Genomic DNA, 18,096 nt, shown 5'->3' on the forward strand with positions numbered 1-18,096 from the left:
CGGATGCTCGACACGGCGGGGACGCATTTCCCGTTCGACAGTGGCGACGCCTGGTTCCTGCTCGTGGCGCCGGGACTGCTGCTTTTCTCACTGTTCATGGTGTACCCGGTCGCGTACCTGATCTACCTGTCGTTCACCAACGCGCGGCCGCGGAACATGTTCAGCGGCGACGAGCAGTTCGTCGGCGGTCCCGAAGTGCTCGGCGTCACCCTGCCACTGGAGAACTACACGCAACTGTTCGCGACCGGTCCCGTGCTCCGGGCCGACGTGCCCCTCTGGCAGGTGTGGGACGTCGTTCGCTGGAGCAACTTCAACGCGGAGTTCTGGAACTCCTTCGGGATCACCTGGCTGTGGGTCGCGACGAGCGTGACGCTGAAGCTGCTCGTCGGGATCACCATCGCGCTGGTGCTGACCCACGAACTCGTCCGCGGGAAACGCGGCATGCGCGCGCTCGCCATCCTCCCGATGGGCCTCCCCAACATCTTCACCATCACGGTGTGGCGAGGGATCTTCAGCACGGCCAACTACGGGCTGGCGAACCAGTTCATCACCTACAGCGCCGAGAAGATCAACGCGGTCATCGGCGCGGTCAACGCCGTGTTCGGCGTCGTCGGCGTCGAAGTCGGGAAGCTGGCGGTGCAGGAGGTGTCATGGCTGACCGACCGCTGGATGGCGTTCGTCGCGTACAACGTCACGGAGGCGTGGCTCGCGTACCCGTTCATCGTCATCATCACGGTGAGCGCGCTCCAGGACGTGCCGAAGGAGCTCCACGAGGCGGCGAAAGTCGACGGCGCGGGCTTTCTGACCCGCTTCGTCCACGTGACGCTGCCGTCGATCAAGCGCCCGGTGATGTTCGCGTCGATCCTGACCGCGGCGGCGTCGTTCCAGCAGTTCCTCATCCCGTTCGTCTTCAACGAGGGGGGTCCCGGCCGGAAGAACGAACTGCTCATCGTCTACGGCTACCGGCAGGCGTTTAGCAAGGACTTCTACGGCGAGGGGGCCGCGATCATGCTGACCGTCATCCTGACCATCGGCGTGTTCATGTGGATCAACGTGAAGAAAGGGAAGCTCGCCGAGGGGGTGGACTCGCAATGAGCCTCCTCGGTAACGTCGCGCGGAGCCTGAAGGAGGACGTCGTCAACGTCGCGACCGCGCCCGTTCGGGGGTACCGCCACGGGAAGTACGTGGTCCGGGGCCTTCGGAACGGGACGGTCCGGAAGCGCGACGTCGCCCGGAGCGCCGCGGCGACGCTCGGCGCGACGGCGATGATGGCGGTGCTCCTGTTCCCGGTGTACTACGTCACGACGGCGGCGTTCACGGGGAGCCAGACGCTCCAGAGCACGAACGGCGTCAGGCTGATCCCCTCGGACCCGACGATCGAGCCGTTCGTCTGGGTGATCCAGGAGTCGTCGTTCTTCGACTACATGTACAACAGCATGTACGTCGCCACGTTCACGGTCCTGCTGTCGATGTCCGTCATCGTGCCGGCGGCGTACGCGCTCTCGCGGCGGGAGTTCCTCCTCCGCAAGAAGATCCTGTACGGCTACGTGCTGTTGACCCAGATCGGCGGCGGCCTCGGCATCGCGACGCTCATCGCGCTGTACGCGATGCTGTCGAACGCCGGCCTCACCGACAACAAGTTCATCCTCGCGTGCTACTACGCCGCGACCGCGGTGCCGTTCAACACGTGGCTGCTGAAGACCTACATGGACGGCATCCCCGTCTCCTACGAGGAGGCGGCCGTCGTCGACGGCGCGCCGCCGTGGCGCGTCGTGCTGGAGGTCATCCTGCCGCTGTCGAAGGCGGGGCTGGCGACGGTGTTCATCTTCGCCTTCCTCGCCGGGTGGACGGAGTTCGTCATCGCCCAGCAGCTGCTCCGGGCGGGCAACTACACGCTGCCCGTCGGGCTGTACGCGCTGGTCGGCCGGTACTCCATCCCGTGGTCGCAGTTCGCGGCGTACGCGCTCATGTTCGCGTCGCCCATCGCGTTCATCTACCTGTTCGCGCAGCGCTACATCGAGGGCGGCCTGTCGTTCGGCGGGATGGAAGGGTAGCCGCGCGACCCCCGGATCTCCGTTTCCGCCCCTTTCGCCCGCTGTTTTGCCCGCATCGGACGCGGGTTTATACGTCCTCGCGACGTGAACTATACGATCTATGCCAGACAACGTGTTCACGGAGCCGGACGATCCCGACGAGGAGTGGGTCGACGTGCGGATGTCGGACCCGCAGGAATCGGAGTGGGACGTCGACGCCGTGGTCGTCGGCGGACAGGTCGAGTACGTCGACCTCCGGATCCGACCGGAGCTCCTCGACGGGTTCGTCGGGTGCCTGCTCGACGACGTGAGCGAGGAGCGGGCCGAAGCGCTTCTGCGGACCGTCGCGGAGCGGCAGGGCGTCGACCTCGGGGAGCGGCCGGCCGACGACTGACACCGTCGGAGAGCCAGGAGGTGGTTCGTCACCCCGGAGCGTCGACTATCCCCAGAAGTCCCATCCGACGGCACGAGCCGCCGCGTCGGTCAGCGGTTCTCGCCCTGGTAGGACCCGTCGTACGTCCCGTCGTGGTTCGCCTCGGCGAACACCATCTGGGCGACCCGCGCGCCCCGCTCGATCTCGATCGCCCGGTGAACCTGGAGGAGCCCCTCGCCGCGGCCCTCGTAGCCGGCGTCCCAGACGGCCGTGTTCAGCATACATGAGTTCCGCAGCAGCGACGACCGCGGATAGATGAACCCGACGTGGCCGTCGGGGATGCGGACCGTCTCGCCGTAGCGGACGACGTACGCGCCCGGGTCGAGCGCGTACGCGCCGTCGTCCGGCTCGACCGCCGACCGCTCGCCGACGGTCTTCCCGTCGCGGCCGATGCGGCCGCGCTCGACCTGTTCGAAGACGGCCTCGACGGTGAGGTCGACGCCGTTGGGCTGGACCTGTTCGGCGGTCGTCGGGTCGAGGTGCTCGGCGACGAAGGCTCCGGACCGGAACATAGGCACCACACGCGCCCAGCAGATACAAAACAGTCACGTTTTTCCGCGGGCGGGAACTGATCATTCGAAAGATATCCTCGGGTCTCGACGCGAAAATTGCCACCACGGGGGCCGAAAGTACACGGAAGTATGCACGGAAACTCGCGGGATTTATATCCGTGGAAAGACGATATCCGGCCGCTATGGGACAAACCCTTACAGAGAAAATTCTCGATGACCACCTCGTCGAGGGCGAGCTCACGCCCGGCGAGGAGATCGGCATCGAGATCGATCAGGTCCTGACGCAGGACACCACGGGGACGATGGTGTGGCTGCAGTTCGAGGCGATGGGGCTGGACGAGGTCCAGACCGAGATCGCCGCGCAGTACTGCGACCACCAGACGTACCAGTTCGACTTCAAGAACACGGACGACCACCGCTTCCTGCGCTCCGCCGCCGGCAAGTACGGCGCTCACTTCTCCCGGCCCGGCAACGGCATCTGCCACCAGGTCCACAAGGAGAACTTCGCCGCGCCCGGCAAGACGATGCTCGGCAGCGACTCCCACACGCCGACGCCCGGCGGTCTGGGCGAGCTCGCCATCGGCAGCGGCGGCATCGACGTCGCCGTCGCGATGGGCGGCGCGCCCTACTACATCGAGATGCCCGAGGTCGTCAACGTCCGCCTCGAAGGTGAGCTTCCCGAGTGGGCCACCGCGAAGGACGTCATCCTCGAGCTCCTCCGTCGCCTCTCCGTGAAGGGCGGCGTCGGCAAGGTGCTCGAGTACACCGGCCCCGGCGTCGAGACGCTCTCGGTTCCGGAGCGGACGACGATCACCAACATGGGGACGGAGCTCGGCGCGACCACCTCGATCTTCCCGACGGACGAGCGCACCGAGGACTTCCTCGAGACGCTCGGCCGCGAGGACGAGTACGTCGAGATCGGCCCCGACGAGGACGCCGAGTACGCCGACGAGATCGTCGTCGACCTCTCGGAGATCGAGCCGCTCATCGCCAAGCCGTCGATGCCGGACAACGTCGTCCCGGTCAGCGAGGTCGAGGGCGAGGAGGTCGAGCAGGTCATCATCGGCTCCTGTACGAACGGCGGCTACGAGGACATCCTCCCGTCCGCGAAGATGCTGGAGGGCCGCGAGGTCGCAAAGCACACCGAGATGATCGTCGCGCCCGGCAGCAAGCAGGCCTCCGAGATGCTCGCCCGCGAGGGCTGGACGGCCGAGATGATGGCCGCCGGCGTCAACTTCTCCGAGGCGACCTGCGGCGCCTGTATCGGCATCGGCCACGTGCCGGCCAGCGACTCCGTCTCGCTGCGGACATTCAACCGCAACTTCGAGGGTCGCTCCGGTATCGAGGACGACTCCGTCTACCTCTGCTCGCCCGAGGTCGCCACCGCCGCGGCTCTCAAAGGCGAGATCGTCGACCCGCGGGACCTCGCCGACGAACTCGGCGACCTCGAGGACCCCGGCTTCCAGATGGGCGACAAGTACGGCAAGCGCGACGCCGACCTCATCAGCCCCGAGGAGGCCATCGACGACGAGCTCATCAAGGGCCCGAACATCGGCGACGTGCCGCTGAAGGACCCGCTCAGCGAGGAGCTCAAGGGTGAGACCCTCCTGAAGATGGAGGACAACATCACGACGGACCACATCATCCCGGCCACGTCGGACATCCTCAAGTTCCGCTCGAACGTGCCGAAGCTCTCGGAGTACACCCTCAGCCGCGTCGACGAGACGTTCGCCGACCGCGCGCTGGAGGCCGACGGCGGCTTCCTCGTCGCCGGCGAGAACTACGGCCAGGGTTCCTCCCGCGAGCACGCGGCCCTGTGCCCGATGTACCTCGGCGTCGAGGGCGTCCTCGCCCAGAGCTTCGCCCGCATCCACAAGGCGAACCTCTTCAACTTCGGTCTCATCCCGCTCGAGATCGACGAGGACACCTACGAGCAGATCGAGCAGGGCGACGACATCGAGATCGTCGACGACGTCCGCGAGGCCGTCGACAGCGGCCAGGAGGAGTTCACCATCCGCGTGAACGACGACTGGGAAGCGACCGCCCACCTCGACGCCTCCGAGCGCGAGCGCGACATCCTCGCGGCCGGCGGCAAGCTCGCCTGGACGAAGGAGCAGGCCGAAGGCGGCAGCGGTGCGGCTCCTGCCGACGACTAAACGGTTTCGAGTGCCCGTAGGGGCCGAGAAACCGTGGTCGCGGCAGGACATCGGCGGACGATTAAACAGCGCGAGCCGCGTGCGAGCGCCGTGAGCGTCCGCCGGACACCGGCGGACGACTGAACGACTGCTCTACCGCGCCGACCTTTTCTTTCTTTTCCGCGTCCGATAGCCACACGTCGCACCCGTCTCCGAAACGACTATTCCGTCGCCCGCCGCCGAGGTAACCGTGCGAGTCCCGAACCTCACCGGCGGGCGACTCCGCGCGGTCGCCGTCGGGGTGCTGATCAGTCTCGTCGGCGTGATCGGCGGCGTGCTCGGCGCGTACGTCGCCCTCTCGGTCGCCGGCGCGCTGGGCGTCTCAGCGGAGGCGCCCGCAATCGAGCGGATCGTCACGCAGGTGGGGCAGAACGCCCTCGGGTTCGGCGGCGTCTCGCTGGGGTATCTGGTCCTCCGGCGGCGGGGATTCGACCCGTCGTTCGTCGCCCGCTACCTCCGGGTCCGACGCCCGACGCTGCGGGACGCGGGGTGGGTCATCGGCGGCTTCGCGCTGGTGTTCGCCGCGCTGATCGCCTTCTCGGTCGTCACGAACGTCCTCGGCGCGGAGACGGCGACGAGTTCGGGCATCGAGGAGGGCCGGGAGAACCCCTCGCTGTTCCTCGTCGGCATCCCGCTCGCGCTGCTGTTCGTCGGCCCGGGCGAGGAGCTGCTGTTCCGCGGGGTGGTGCAGTCGCGGCTCCGCGAGAACTTCTCCGCGCCGGTCGCGGTCGTCGCGGCGGGCGTCTGCTTCGCCGTGCCGCACCTGCTCGGGGCCTACACGGGCGACGGCGCGCTGACGAGCATCGCCCTCGTGACGCTCATCGGCGTCGCCCTCGGGGCGGTCTACGAGTACACCGGCAACCTCGTGATCCCGGCAGTCGTCCACGGACTGTTCAACGCCACCGTGTACGCGCTGAACTACGTCTGAGACCGCCGTCCGGGGCGCCGCGATGCGACCGCGGCGGTCCGACGAGACTGTCGTCCGCCCCTCGCCGGGGGACTGATTACGGACGCCCTCGTACACCGTGGCGTGACGACCGCACCAGACGCCCGGAGCGACGTCCGGATCCGGGAGGCGGAGGCGGCAGACCTCCTCGCCGTCGTGCGGATCGAACGGGCGTCGTTCCCCCAGCCGTGGCCGTACGACGCGTTCGAGCGCTACCTCGACGCCCCGGGCTTTCTCGTCGCCGTCGACGAGGACGAGAGGGACGACGAGGACGCGATCGACACGCAGAACGTCGTCGGCTACGTCGTCGCCGATTTCGTGCCCAACCACGGCCGCGGGCTGGGCCACGTGAAGGACCTCGCGGTACATCCCGACCGGCGCGGGGAGGGGCTCGGCGCGACCCTGCTGGAGGCGGCACTGTCGAAGCTCGCCGCCCAGTCGGCCCGGACGGTCAAGCTGGAGGTGCGCGAGAGCAACGACCGCGCGCGCTCGCTGTACGAGGCGTTCGGCTTCGAACCGCTCCGGCGCGTGCCGCGGTACTACGACGACGGCGAGGACGCGCTCATCCTGGTGCGGGACCTGTCCTGATACGAACTGTTGTAGTCCTTTACCGGTCATCGCCGGTGCGGGTCGGCGATGACCGGCAAATCGTTACAACAATTCGTATGAAACCGTTTTCACGCTGGAGGCGCTCCGTTCGCGCATGGGATACGCCTGTCCGGTCTGTTCGACGCCCCAGGCCGACGCCGAGCACCTCGCGAACCACCTCGCCTTCACCGCCATGCTCGGGCGCGAGGACCACGAGTCCTGGCTGGACGAGCACGCGCCCGGCTGGTCGGAGCAGGACCCCGACACGCTGGGGCCGCGCGTCGCGGAACACGCCGCGGAGACGGAGTACGAGGAAGTGTTCGAGGACACGACCCACGACCACGGCCGGGAGATGCCGTTCGAGCAGCAACTGGAGCAGCAGGTCGGCGGCGGTCGCGGCCGACGGGGCGCGGGGCGGGGGAACCTGACCGGCGACGCGGAGCAGGTCCTCGCCGAGGCCCGCGAGATGACCGAGCGGATGCTCGACGAGGAGGACGCCGACGGGGACGACGAGGGTTCCGACGCCGGCGAGTCCGACCCGGAAGAAAAAGCGTAACTACCACCCCGAGAGAGTCGACCGTATGCAATCAACCGGGTTCCTCTCGCCGGAGAGCGAGGACGAGGTCGCCGCGCTGTCGGACGTGCTCGGACCGACCGCGCAGGTGCTCGTCAAGGAGACAGCGAAGGCGATGGAGTTCGACAAGGAGGAGTACGACGAGCGAGTGACCTCCGACGTCGTCCTCACCGCGCGCGACGCCCTGTTCGCGTCGCTACTGGAGGTTCAGGTGGGGACGCGCGAGGAGTTCGAGGAGTGGGCCGACGGGTTCGACGGCGAGGTCGTCGAGACGGGCAGCGAGAACGTCGACCACGTCGCCTGGCACGCCGCCGAGTTCGCGGACACGGCGGTCGCCGCGACGTTCCAGGACGAGGAGCAGGCCGCGGTCGCCACGCTCCGGCGACAGGCGTTCGGCCGGATCTATCAGGACCACCTGTAGTAACCTCTTTTCCCGTGCCGGCCGACGGTGCGACCATGTCGGACCACGACTGGCCCGTAATCGAGTCGGCGACGGAGTACGAGACCGGCTGGTACGACGGGGGGTACGACCTGGTCGAGCAGCCGGACGGGACGACGAAGCGCTACTACTGGGCGGAACTGCCGCCCGCGGTCGTCGTCGTCCCCGTCGTCGACGGCGACGTGGTGTTCGTCGAGCAGTACCGCCCCACCGTCCGGGAGACACAGCTCGAACTGCCGGCCGGCATCGTCGAGGACCACACCGAGGGCGACGCTCACGCCGAGGGAACCGTCCCGCGGGAGTCGGGCGAGAGCTACGAGAGCGCCGCCGCCCGCGAACTCCGCGAGGAGACGGGGTACGACCCCGACGAGACGACGCTACTCCAGACCTGCGACGTGGCGACCGGCGCGATGCGTCACGAGCGAGGGTTCGTCGCGGCCGCCGGGCTCACCGAGACGGGGCGCGAACTCGACGAGAACGAGTTCCTCACCGTCGAGCGCGTTCCGGTCGAGGAGGCGGTCGCGACGGCTCGCGAGCTTCCGACGAACGACGCGACGCTAGAAGGGTTGCTGCTCGCGAAGGAAGACGGGTTACTCTGACCGCGTCGGCCAGTGGACGAAGGGGACGGCTCGCGATTCGCCGCTCCCGTCGGTGTCGACCGACGGTCGCGGGCGCATCAGCGCTGCGCGCGGGTCTTCGGTGCGTTCGGACATTGTATTCGAGACTAGCCGACGAGCCCTACATGTGCGTTGCGTGAGGGGGATCCTCTCACACGGCCCCGCTCGGGACCGGAACCGCGCTCGAGGCGGCAACGCGGTCGGACATCCGCAGTCTTATTCCCGACGACCGCCGACCGACTCCCATGGACGGCGAGACCACGCCGGCGGAAGTGCGCGACCTCCTCGAATCGGCGAACGAAGACGTCCGCGTCGTCGACATCCGGTCGCCCGCGGCGTTCCGGCGCGACGGCATCGACGGGAGCGTCAACGTCCCTTTCCCGCGGCTCACGGCCGAGGTCGAGCGGTTCGCGGACGCGGACCAGATCGTGACGGTCTGTCCCCACGGGAAATCGAGCGTTCGCGCCGCGCGGCTCATCGCGTCGGCCGAGGCGGTCGACGCGACCGTCGAGAGCATGGCCGGCGGGCTCGAAGCGTGGAGACGTACGGAAGAAGGGAAAGCGAACGAGGGGCCGGACGCGCCGTTTTAGCCTCACCCCGCTCTCGGGAGAGGCGAGCGCGGCCGGGTCGACGGCGGGCTTAGGCGACGTTGAATCCGCGGTCGCGGAGGAAATCCTCGACGCGGCCCGAGTGGTTGCCCTGGAGCTCGATCTGGCCGTCTTCGACCGTTCCACCGCACGCGAACTTCGATTTCAGGTCTGACGACAGACTGTCCAGGTCCACGTCTTTGGGATCGAACCCTTCGATGATCGTTACCTCCTTACCGTATCTGCGCTCGTCAATGCGGATGGAGATCTGCTGAGACTCTTTGGCCACGTCCTCGCAGACGCAGAGCTCCTCAGGCAGCCCGCACGTCGAGCAGACTTCCGACATTACGTTGACTTCTACGAAATCGCCCTATTAAACACTGTCGGGACCGCGCCCCCGTCCTGCGGTCGTTTTTACCGCCGGGGGGTCCCGACCACGGGCGTCCGCTCCGCGACGAGTTCGTCGACGAGCCGCACGGCCTCGTCGGCCTCCTCCCGGGAGACCCCGCCGCCGTACCGCGCCTTCTCGTGGAGGCGGGCGACCCGCTCGGCGCGGTCGTCGAGGCCGGCGAGCGAGAGGGCGTTCACGTACTGCCGGCGCGTCTCGCCGGCGCGGCGCTCGCGGTACTGCTTCGCGAGCAGGGCGTCGAGGCGCTCGGCCGCCCGCTCGACGTCCGTCGCGGGGGACCCGCTGGCGCCCTGCCAGTGGAGTCGGACGAAGCCGTATGTCCGCTCGGTGATCCCCGTCCGGTGCGCGCCCGCGGCGAGACCGATGCCCACGAGCAGGCTCCAGCCGACCGTCTCCGGCGAGGGCGGGTCGGGCAGCGACCGGCCGTCGCCGGTCGCTCCGTCGCCGCCGCCGGCTGTCGTCGTGGTCGACTCTGACGGCGCGTCGGCGGTCGCGTTACCACTCTCCGCGGACCTGTCGAGGTCGCCGAGCTGCGGCAGGTCTTCCGACTGGGTCGTGTTCACGGTGCCGTTGAACCCGGGGCGGTCGACGGGCGAGCTCCGGGGAGTGGTCGTCTCGGTCGTCGTCAGCGGCTCGCCCTCGCTGGTATCGGTGTCGACGCCGCCGATCCCGTCCTGCCGCGCCTGCTCGACGGTCGAGCGCTCGGCCTCGGTGCGCTCGTCGCCGGGCGTGGGGTCGAAGCGAACCCACCCGTAGTCGGGGAAGTACACCTCGACCCAGGCGTGGGCGTCGAGGCCGCGGACGACGTACTCGTCCTCGCCCACCTGCTGACCGGGCGTGTACCCGGTCACCATGCGGGCAGGGATCCCCTCCTCGCGGAGCATCACGGTCATCGTCGTCGCGTAGTAGGTGCAGTAGCCCCGCTCCATCTCGAAGAGGAAGGCGTCGGCGACGTTGCCGTCCGGCCGCTGGACGTCCAGCGAGTACTCCTTGTTTCGCTCCAGCCACTGCTCGATCGCGACGGCCTTGTCATAGGGGTTGTCCGCCCCCTCGACGACCTCGGCGGTCCGCTCGCCGACGCGGTCGGGCGTGTCGTCCGGGAGCTGGGTGTAGTCGCGCTGAGCGACGTAGTCGGGGTAGTCCGTCCCAGCGCCGCGAAGCTCCCCGGGCGAGGCGGTGACGACCTCGCTCCGGACGGTGTACGTCGCCCCGCTCGACAGCCGCTCGCCGGCCGCCAGGCCCCCGTGGTCGGTGACCACGGCCGCCGACGCCGCGTCGCCCTCGACTTCGACCGGGTCGGCCGCGGCGGGCATCGCCCGCATCGGCGTCTCGACCGTCACGCGCTGTTCGACCGTCTCGGCGGGGCCGGGCGGCCCGGTGAGCTGGCCCGCGTAGTCGGTGGTCGTGCCGGACCGGATCCACTCCCGGCCGGTGAACCGGTCGTACGTGGCGACCCGCCAGTACTCGGCGCGGTCGCTCTCGACGGTGAACCGCACCTTCGGCGACAGCTCCGTCTCCCCCTGGATCGTCATGCGGTCGGTCGACTCTGCGAGCCCGCCGGACCCGCTCGCGCCGCCGCCGGGCACCAGGAACAGGGGGTTGGCGCTGTCGCCTCCGACCGCGGGGGCCCACAGCGAGACGACGGCCATCAGGACCACGAGCACGATGAGGACGTCGGCTTCAAGCAGCGACCCGCCGCGGCGCGAGAGCTCGCCGAACCCGACCGCCGCGACCGCGCCGACGACGCCGATCAGCGTGATCTCGACCCCCGCGTCGCCGGTCAGCACGAGGACGAGGAGGGCGACGCCGCCCGCCGCGACCGAGAGCGCCCACCGCCGCCGGAAAGCGAGGTACCACGAGAGAAACACTGGCGCGGGGGCGAACCCGAGCGACCAGACGTGCGCCTTCGTCATCCGGAGGACGGAGTACCCCGTCAGCAGCGCCACCGCGTCGGAGATGATCCGGTCGGTCGCCGTTATCAGGACGGCGAGGCCCCCCGGCGTCACGAGGAGGTAGTAGGCGTAGCCCAGCGCGGCGATGGCGACGCCGAGTCCGAGCGCCGTCCGCTCGCCGATGGTCCGGGAGAGCGCGACCGCGACGAGCGCCGACGCCGCCACGACCGGGAGGAGCATGCTGCTGTCGCCCACGACCGTCGCCAGGTCGTGCAGGACGGCGACGTACGACGCGGTGAGCGTCAGCACGCCCCCGAGGGCGAGCAGGTGATAGAGGTCGACGCCGTCCGCGACGCCGGCGACGCCCTCGCCGACCGACCGCGTGCTCACGGCACCACCCCCGTCCCGGCGGGCGCCGCCCGGCCGCCGTCCCGCGGCGCGGCGTCGCGAGCGAGGTCGTCGAAGGCGACGCGGCGGTCCTGGAACTCGACGGTCGCGCCCTCGTCGCCGGTCGCGCGGACGTGCACGTCCGCCGCGCCGCGGCGCTCCGACGGGACGGAACCGGCCCCGGCGCGGGCGAGCAGGGCGAGGACGGCCGTCCGCTGGCCCTCGCCGCGGCCCGCGTCGACGGTGCCGTTCGGCGCGGCGACCCGCACCGGGACGTCGGCGTCGAGCAGCGCGAGGGCGACGCTCGCCGCAGCCGTGGCCATCTCGTCCGCCCGGCCTCGGTCGGCCTCGGCGACGATGTCGAACGCGTCCGGCTCCTCGTCGCTCTCGTACTCCCGGACGAGCAGGTCGGCCCCGGGAGTGCCGGCGCTCGACTTCCAGTGAACGTCCCGGAGCGAGTCGCCGCGGACGTACTCCCGGAGCGTGTCGAACTCCTCGCGGTCGTCCGCGAACGCGTCGACGCCGAGCGCCAGCACGCCGCCGGCGGTCAGGTCGCGCACCTCCGGGTACGCGAGGAGGGTGTCGGTGCCGCGGTACTCGAAGCTGCGCTCGGCCAGCCCAAGCACGTCCGTGACGGTCACCGTCGCGGGGCCGAGCTCGTGCTCGCCGCGCCGTCCGAGCGTGACCTCGTAGGTGACCGTGCCGCCGAGCGTCGTCTCGCGCCGGACGACGCCGGCCCCCAGCGCGGCGGCGGTCCGGTCGGTGACGACGGCCGCGATGGCGGTCCGGGTCTCCGCATCGAGCGCGACCGTCCGCGTCTCGCCGACGAACCCGTCAGCGGGGACGCGGCGAGAGACGCTCGGGCGGTCCGCCCGGCGGACCTGGACGACCGCCGCGACGAGCGCGAGCAGGGCCGGCACCATGACGGCGTTGAGCGAGCGCGCCCCGTACCCCGTCGCCATGACGAAGCTGAAGGCAGTCACCCCGGCCAGCGCCCAGCCGCGTCGCGTGAGCATCATTCCACCGGCACGGCGTCGAGCGCCTGCGAGACGATCCCTCCGCCGTCCGCGGCGGTGCCGCTCTCGGCGCGTACCCGGTGAGAGAGCACCGTCGGCGCTTCGGCCTGCACGTCGTCGGGGATCACGTAGTCCCGCCCGTCGAGCACGGCGCGGGCCTGCGCGGCGCGGAGCAGGGCGATGGTCCCGCGCGGGCTCACGCCGAGCGCCGCGTTCTCGCGGGTGTAGCCGGCCAGTCGGCTCGCGTACGCGCGGATCGGCTCGTTGACCGTGACGTTCGTCACCGTCGCCCGCGCCCGGCGGATCGTCTCCACGTTCGTCACCGGCGCGAGGTCCTCGATCGGGTGCCCGCCGACGACCCGGTCGAGCATCCGCGTCTCCTCCTCGTGGTTCGGGTAGCCGAGCCGTATCTTCTTCATGAAGCGGTCGATCTCCGCGAGCGGGAGTTCGTACGTGCGGTTCCCCTCGACCGTGTTCTGGGTCGCGACGACGGTGAACGGGTCAGGGAGGTCCCGCGTCTCGCCGTCGACGGTCACCTGTCGCTCCTCCATCGCTTCGAGCAGCGCGCTCTGGGTCTTCGGCGGCGCGCGGTTTATCTCGTCTCCGAGCACGAGGTTCGCGAACACCGGTCCGCGCTGGAACTCGAACTCGCGGGTCTTCTGGTTGAACACGTTGACGCCCGTGATGTCCGAGGGCAGCAGGTCGGGCGTGAACTGCACCCGGTTGAACGAGCAGTCGATCGAGCGGGAGACCGCCCGGGCGAGCATCGTCTTCCCGACGCCGGGCACGTCCTCCACGAGAACGTGCCCGTCCGCGAGCAGGGCGGTGAGGACGTGCTCGATCTCGTCGTGGTGGCCCACGATCACCTCCTCGACGTTGTCGATGACTGCGTTGCCGGTCCGCGCGGCCTCGTCGACCGAGAGCGGGTCGACGTCCCCGCCGGAACCGTTCGCCGCGTCCGTTCGGTGTGCGTCGGTCATGCCTGGTGAGAGAGTGACGCGGGCGCGTCGGGTCCGGTGCCCCGGTTCGTCCGGGACCCGTCCGACGACCGCCCGCGCCGCTTTGGCCGTTCTAACGGGCCAACGCTTGTAACGTTGCCGTGTCGGATCATCGACCGTTACCAATCCTTGCAGTCGGCGCAGACGAACGCGTCGCCGTCGCGCCAGCGCCGCCGCACGTCGGTTCCGCAGTCGGGACAGGCGGCCGGGTCCGGAGACCACCGGTACGTCGCGGTCGCGGGGTCGGCGTCGGCCGCGGGATCGCCGTCGCTCTCGGCGGCCGGGTCGGAGTCGCCTGCGGGATCCTCTCCGCCGGTATCGGCGTCCGCGCTCCGCCCACCGTCGTCCTCGGCGTCGCTCGTCCCCTCGTCGAAATCGAAGAGGGACGCGTCGTCCGTCACGCGTCGTCGTAGGAGCGGCCGGGTCTTATATCTCCGGCCTGCCACGAGGAGACGAACCACACAAGTACCAGCGCTCCGAACCCTCCGCTATGGTTTCGATTATCGAGAACATCGTAGAGATGGTCGACCTCTTCGGTAACGTCGCGACGTCCGGGCCGCTGTCGGCGGTCCTGCTGGCTCTGGGCGCGTTCTTCGTCATCGCCCCGAGCGCGCTGTTCGGCTACCTCGCGGTCGGCGGGCTCGTCGACCTCGTCATTCCGGACTCGCTCGGTCGATCGCCGCTCCAGCAAGGCTGACCGCGGACTCGAGATCCGGCCCCAGCGGGGCGCTCGCGACGATGCTGTCCGCGTAGTCCGCTATCTCCCCCAGCCGGTCGGCCGCCGTCTCCTCGGTGCCGGCGACGGCGAAGGCATCTATCATGGCGGGCGTCACGGCCTCGAAGGCCTCGGAGAACTCGCCGGCCTCGATGCGTCCGCCGATCGCCGCGGCCGCGTCGCGGTCGATCCCGTGCCGGTCGAGCACCGGCGGGGCCGCCCCGCCGACGATGAACGCGACCGGCGGCCGGGCCGCCTCGCGCGCCGCGGCGGCGTCCTCGGCGACGCTGAGGCTGACGTGGGCGGCGAAGTCGAACTCGCCGCGCTCGTCGGGCCGCTCCGCCAGCCCCTCCTCGACGCGCTCGGCCGCCCACTCGAAGTCGGCCGGGTGAGAGGCGTTCAGCAGCACGCCGTCGGCGTGTTTCGCGCTCATTCGGATCATGTGCGGCCCCTGCGCGCCGACGTACACCGGCATCGTCCCGGCGTCGTAGTTGAGCGAGGCGTCCCGGGCGGTGAACGTCCCCTCGTGGTCGACGGACTCGCCCGCCCAGAGCCGCTTCGCTACCTTGAACGACTCCAGCACGCGCCGCAGCGCGTCGTCGTGGTCGTACCCCAGGTTGGCGATGGTCGAGCGGTCGCCCGCGGCGACGCTGCAGAGTGCGCGCCCGCCGCTGACCTCGTTCAGCGTCGCGAGCTGTGAGGCGAGTTTGACCGGGTGCGTGTCGTACGGGTTCGCCGCCGCCGGGCCGACCGCGATGTCGTCCGTGGCCGCGGCGACCCGTCCGAGCGTGAGAAACGGGTCGCGGTTGTTGTAGTGACAGCTCGCGAGCGCGGCGTCGAAGCCGGCGGCCTCTGCGCGCTCCGCGAGGTCGACGATGCGGTCGACCGGGTGCTCCGGCGTGAGTTCTATCCCTTTCATGCGTCGTCCTCCGTCCGCGTCACGGCTCGTACTCCCACTCCTCTAGCGCCTGCCGCACGAGATCGCTCTCGCGCTCCCGGAACAGGTTGTCGCTGCCGTCGTGGTCGCCGAACGCCCAGTCGCGGACGACCGCGACCGGCGTGCCGCCGCCGCCCTCGCCGGTGACGAGGTTGGCCGCGGCGGCGAGCTCGTCGACGACGCTCTCGACCGTGACTTCCAGTTCGTGGCCGTCGCGGTCGGTCTCGCCGCGCCAGTCCCGGCTCGCGGGCATCCCGGCCCAGCCGATGGCGACGCCGCGCTGGCCGTGGCGGAACGGCCGCCCGCTCGTGTCCGTGACGACGACCGGCGCGTCGACCGAGAGGTTCTCCCGGATGCGCTCGGCGCTCGCCGTCGGGTCCTCGGGCAGGAGCAGCAGGTCGGCGTCGGGCACGTTCGACCGGTCGATGCCGGCGTTGACCCCGACGTGCCCGAAGCGCGTCTTCGTGAGGAGGAACGGCTCCTCCGTGAGCAGCGCCTCGCTCTCCTCGATCACGGCCTGCGCGAACCGCGGGTCCTTCTCCTCGCCGGTCAGCTCCTCGATCCGGGCGGCGATCGACTCCGCCCGCTCGCTCGGCGAGAAGTCGTCGAGGTCGACGGCGCGGCCCTCCGCCTTCGAGACGACCGTGCTCGCGACCAGCACGACGTCGTCGTCCCGGAGGTCCGTTCGCTCCTCTATCAGCGCGGCGAGGTCGTCGCCGCGGCGCACCTCCGGCAGTCCCGGAACGGCGAACACGTCCATGCCCGGGAGTCGGCGCGATGCGGTAAAAAGCGCGCCGATGTTGGCAGGTTCCCCCGCTGTCGGCGACGGGTCGCGGGGGCCGTCACCCCCGCCGCACCGTCACGTCCACCTCGCCGTCGACCGCCTCGACGGTCATCATCGTCGCCTCGTCGGCGGGGTCCGCCCCGGTCGCGCTCCCGGGGTTGAGCAGTCGGACCGACTCGCCGCCGGCCGACGCCGCCTCCCCGTCGAACACCCGGTGGGTGTGGCCCGCGACGCCGACGACGGGCGCACCGACGTCGTCGCGCTTCTCCGCGACGATGCCGGCGACGCGCTCCTCGTAGTTCCGCACCGCGCCGGTGCCGTGGGTGACGACGAACGTCGCGCCGCCCAACTCGACGGTCGCCGTCTCCGGCAGTTCGAGCGCGACGGGGTCCATGTTCCCCTTGACGGCGGTGAGGTCCGCGGCCAGCTCCGCCACCTCGTCGTACGCCTCGGCCGAGTCGAAGTCGCCCGCGTGGACGACGTGGTCGGCCGCGCGGACCCGCTCGCTGACCCACCGCGGTACCTCGTCCGCGCGCGTCGGCACGTGTGTGTCGCTGAGTATGGCGACCTCCATACGGTCGCGTTCGACCCGAACTCCGAAAGAAGTTCCCGCTGGAACGAGAACGCGGCGACATGAGCGACAGCGTCGCGTGTTTCCTGCGAACGGACGGCGAGGTACTCCTCGGGCGACGCCGCGGCGAGGGCGCGGCCGACGAGGCTGCGAACGACGCGGACGGGAGCGCGGAGAGCGCGAGCGACACCGACGGGGCCGGCGTCCGGGACGTGGTTCGGGCCGAAGTCGACGAGGACCCGGAGGCGGCCGCGGTCGACGCCGTCGACCGGATCGCGGACGACGCCGCCCTCGTCCGCGCCGGCGGGCCGGTCTACCCGGACGGCGCCGCGCTCCGCCCGTTCCTGTTCGACGTGACCGGACCGCTCTCGGAGACGACTCTCGACGAGGCGTTCGCCGAGACGGAGTGGGTCCCGCCGACCGAACTGCGCCGCCGCGAGACGCCGCCAGGGCGGTGGCGCGCCTACGAGAGCGTCGCGCCGACGGTCCGCTCCGTCGCGGCGGACGATGAGCACGGCTCCGCCTACCTCTCCGTGCGGGCGCTGGAGGTGCTGCGCGACCGCGCCGCCGTCGTCCGGGACGAAGAGGACGACGCGGGCGCGGGCGAGGCGGCGGCCGACGAACTGTTCGACCTCGCGGCCCGCCTCCGTCGCGCCCGGCCGAGCATGGCGGCCCTGCACAACCGCGTGAACCGGGCCGTCGCCGAGAGCGACGGAACGCCCGCGGGCGTCGAGCGGGCCGCCCGAAAGGGGATCGAGCGCGCGCTCTCCGCGGACGCGGACGCCGCGAGCGAGGCCGCCGAGCGCGTCGCCGGCGGCGGGGTGCTGACGCTCTCACGCTCCGGGACGGCGCTGTCGGCGCTCCGCGAGGCCGTCCCCCGGGAACTGTTCGTCGCGGAGTCCCGCCCCGGCAACGAGGGCGTCGGCGTCGCCGAGGCGCTCGCCGGGGATCACGCGGTGACGCTGCACACCGACGCCGCGGTCGCGCACGTCCTGCGCGAGGCCGACGTCGACGCCGTCCTCGTCGGCGCGGACACGGTGCTGCCGGACGGGAGCGTGGTCAACAAGACGGGGACGCGGGCCGCCGCGCTGGCGGCCGAGCGCGAGGGCGTGCCGTTCTACGCCGTCGCCGCCAGCGACAAGGTGGCGACCGACGAGTCGGTGCCGCTCGAGTCCGGCGACCGGGCGGCGGTGTACGACGGCGACGCCCCGCTGGACGTCCGCAACCCGACCTTCGACGTGACGCCGCCGGACCTCGTCGACGCCGTCGTCACCGAGCGCGGCGCGCTGTCGCCCGACGAGGTGGGCGACGTGGCCGCCGAACTCCGCCGTCTGGCCGACCGGGCGTCGCCGAACTCCCGGTAGTTCCGACGCTCCCGTCGCACGCTCGATACCGCTATATAGTACTCACTAACGGTACGGGCGGAAAATACCGGTACCGGCCCGTCATACTCCAAAATACGG

22 protein-coding genes are annotated in these 18,096 nt (G+C 70.6%); 12 read left to right on the forward strand and 10 right to left on the reverse strand.

The window, feature by feature from the left end; translation table 11 throughout:
- Window positions 1-3: 3 nt before the first annotated feature.
- The 3 genes from D8670_RS12055 to D8670_RS12065 all read left to right on the forward strand — a co-directional run bounded on the left by D8670_RS12055 (window position 4) and on the right by D8670_RS12065 (window position 2,427).
- Window positions 4-1,095: a carbohydrate ABC transporter permease gene (locus D8670_RS12055; RefSeq protein ID WP_121818335.1), complete on the forward strand. Its 1,092-nt coding sequence runs from the start codon at window positions 4-6 to the stop codon at window positions 1,093-1,095.
- Window positions 1,092-2,054 (forward strand): sugar ABC transporter permease, encoded by a 963-nt coding sequence (locus D8670_RS12060; RefSeq protein WP_121818336.1) that lies wholly within the window; start codon window positions 1,092-1,094, stop codon window positions 2,052-2,054. Before D8670_RS12055 ends, D8670_RS12060 begins: the two co-directional genes overlap by 4 nt.
- Before the next feature lie 100 nt (window positions 2,055-2,154).
- Window positions 2,155-2,427 (forward strand): hypothetical protein, encoded by a 273-nt coding sequence (locus D8670_RS12065; protein WP_121818337.1) that lies wholly within the window; start codon window positions 2,155-2,157, stop codon window positions 2,425-2,427.
- 89 nt (window positions 2,428-2,516) lie between these two features.
- Here the strand turns inward: D8670_RS12065 and D8670_RS12070 are convergent, their stop codons facing one another.
- A complete protein-coding gene (locus D8670_RS12070) occupies window positions 2,517-2,978 on the reverse strand; it encodes a deoxyuridine 5'-triphosphate nucleotidohydrolase (RefSeq protein WP_121818338.1) in 462 nt (153 codons plus the stop codon).
- Between the two features lie 182 nt (window positions 2,979-3,160).
- Here D8670_RS12070 and D8670_RS12075 point away from each other — a divergent pair, with 182 nt between their 5' ends.
- From D8670_RS12075 to D8670_RS12100, 6 genes are all read left to right on the forward strand, one after another.
- Entirely contained in the window at window positions 3,161-5,134 is a 1,974-nt protein-coding gene (locus D8670_RS12075) for an aconitate hydratase (protein ID WP_121818339.1), read from the forward strand.
- 229 nt (window positions 5,135-5,363) lie between these two features.
- Entirely contained in the window at window positions 5,364-6,101 is a 738-nt protein-coding gene (locus tag D8670_RS12080; protein ID WP_121818340.1) for a CPBP family intramembrane glutamic endopeptidase, read from the forward strand.
- A 102-nt stretch (window positions 6,102-6,203) separates the two neighbouring features.
- Complete coding sequence (locus D8670_RS12085) at window positions 6,204-6,707, forward strand: GNAT family N-acetyltransferase (protein WP_121818341.1); 504 nt, start codon at window positions 6,204-6,206, stop codon at window positions 6,705-6,707.
- Window positions 6,708-6,822: 115 nt separating this feature from the next.
- Complete coding sequence (locus D8670_RS12090; RefSeq protein WP_121818342.1) at window positions 6,823-7,263, forward strand: DUF5810 domain-containing protein; 441 nt, start codon at window positions 6,823-6,825, stop codon at window positions 7,261-7,263.
- A gap of 25 nt (window positions 7,264-7,288) precedes the next feature.
- Window positions 7,289-7,702 (forward strand): DUF5809 family protein, encoded by a 414-nt coding sequence (locus D8670_RS12095; protein ID WP_121818343.1) that lies wholly within the window; start codon window positions 7,289-7,291, stop codon window positions 7,700-7,702.
- A gap of 35 nt (window positions 7,703-7,737) precedes the next feature.
- Window positions 7,738-8,319 (forward strand): NUDIX hydrolase, encoded by a 582-nt coding sequence (locus tag D8670_RS12100; RefSeq protein WP_121818344.1) that lies wholly within the window; start codon window positions 7,738-7,740, stop codon window positions 8,317-8,319.
- On the opposite strand, the gene D8670_RS21650 is transcribed toward D8670_RS12100, so the two are convergent.
- On the reverse strand, window positions 8,311-8,433 hold the full coding sequence (locus tag D8670_RS21650) for a hypothetical protein (protein WP_255459006.1): 123 nt from the start codon (window positions 8,431-8,433) through the stop codon (window positions 8,311-8,313). The genes D8670_RS12100 and D8670_RS21650 overlap by 9 nt on opposite strands.
- Before the next feature lie 149 nt (window positions 8,434-8,582).
- Here D8670_RS21650 and D8670_RS12105 point away from each other — a divergent pair, with 149 nt between their 5' ends.
- On the forward strand, window positions 8,583-8,927 hold the full coding sequence (locus D8670_RS12105) for a rhodanese-like domain-containing protein (RefSeq protein WP_121818345.1): 345 nt from the start codon (window positions 8,583-8,585) through the stop codon (window positions 8,925-8,927).
- Between the two features lie 49 nt (window positions 8,928-8,976).
- Here D8670_RS12105 and yciH read toward each other — a convergent pair whose 3' ends face one another.
- The 5 genes from yciH to D8670_RS12130 all read right to left on the reverse strand — a co-directional run bounded on the left by yciH (window position 8,977) and on the right by D8670_RS12130 (window position 14,027).
- Complete coding sequence (yciH, locus tag D8670_RS12110; RefSeq protein WP_121818346.1) at window positions 8,977-9,270, reverse strand: stress response translation initiation inhibitor YciH; 294 nt, start codon at window positions 9,268-9,270, stop codon at window positions 8,977-8,979.
- A gap of 68 nt (window positions 9,271-9,338) precedes the next feature.
- On the reverse strand, window positions 9,339-11,615 hold the full coding sequence (locus D8670_RS12115; protein ID WP_121818347.1) for a transglutaminase TgpA family protein: 2,277 nt from the start codon (window positions 11,613-11,615) through the stop codon (window positions 9,339-9,341).
- Window positions 11,612-12,628 (reverse strand): DUF58 domain-containing protein, encoded by a 1,017-nt coding sequence (locus D8670_RS12120; RefSeq protein WP_162994286.1) that lies wholly within the window; start codon window positions 12,626-12,628, stop codon window positions 11,612-11,614. Before D8670_RS12120 ends, D8670_RS12115 begins: the two co-directional genes overlap by 4 nt.
- Complete coding sequence (locus tag D8670_RS12125) at window positions 12,628-13,608, reverse strand: AAA family ATPase (RefSeq protein WP_121818349.1); 981 nt, start codon at window positions 13,606-13,608, stop codon at window positions 12,628-12,630. The genes D8670_RS12120 and D8670_RS12125 overlap by 1 nt, the downstream gene beginning before the upstream one ends.
- Before the next feature lie 137 nt (window positions 13,609-13,745).
- Window positions 13,746-14,027, reverse strand: a complete 282-nt coding sequence (locus D8670_RS12130) for a DUF7573 domain-containing protein (RefSeq protein WP_121818350.1) — start codon at window positions 14,025-14,027, stop codon at window positions 13,746-13,748.
- Window positions 14,028-14,116: 89 nt separating this feature from the next.
- On the opposite strand from D8670_RS12130, the gene D8670_RS12135 reads away from it, so the two are divergent.
- Window positions 14,117-14,323 (forward strand): DUF8024 family protein, encoded by a 207-nt coding sequence (locus D8670_RS12135; RefSeq protein WP_121818351.1) that lies wholly within the window; start codon window positions 14,117-14,119, stop codon window positions 14,321-14,323.
- On the opposite strand, the gene D8670_RS12140 is transcribed toward D8670_RS12135, so the two are convergent.
- The 3 genes from D8670_RS12140 to D8670_RS12150 form a co-directional block, all read right to left on the reverse strand.
- The gene (locus tag D8670_RS12140; protein ID WP_121818352.1) at window positions 14,280-15,260 is read right to left on the reverse strand and encodes a 5,10-methylenetetrahydromethanopterin reductase; all 981 of its coding nucleotides are present in this window, start codon (window positions 15,258-15,260) and stop codon (window positions 14,280-14,282) included. The two genes, D8670_RS12135 and D8670_RS12140, sit on opposite strands and share 44 nt — an antisense overlap.
- A 19-nt stretch (window positions 15,261-15,279) precedes the next feature.
- Window positions 15,280-16,038: a coenzyme F420-0:L-glutamate ligase gene (locus D8670_RS12145; RefSeq protein ID WP_121818353.1), complete on the reverse strand. Its 759-nt coding sequence runs from the start codon at window positions 16,036-16,038 to the stop codon at window positions 15,280-15,282.
- Between the two features lie 82 nt (window positions 16,039-16,120).
- Window positions 16,121-16,636, reverse strand: coding sequence for a metallophosphoesterase family protein (locus D8670_RS12150; protein ID WP_121818354.1), 516 nt, complete (start codon window positions 16,634-16,636; stop codon window positions 16,121-16,123).
- Between the two features lie 59 nt (window positions 16,637-16,695).
- On the opposite strand from D8670_RS12150, the gene D8670_RS12155 reads away from it, so the two are divergent.
- Window positions 16,696-17,997 (forward strand): eIF2B alpha/beta/delta subunit family protein, encoded by a 1,302-nt coding sequence (locus tag D8670_RS12155; RefSeq protein ID WP_121818355.1) that lies wholly within the window; start codon window positions 16,696-16,698, stop codon window positions 17,995-17,997.
- The last annotated feature ends 99 nt before the right edge of the window (window positions 17,998-18,096 follow it).

The organism is Halostella limicola (assembly GCF_003675875.1).
In the GTDB taxonomy this organism is placed as follows: Archaea; Halobacteriota; Halobacteria; order Halobacteriales; family Natronoarchaeaceae; genus Halostella; species Halostella limicola.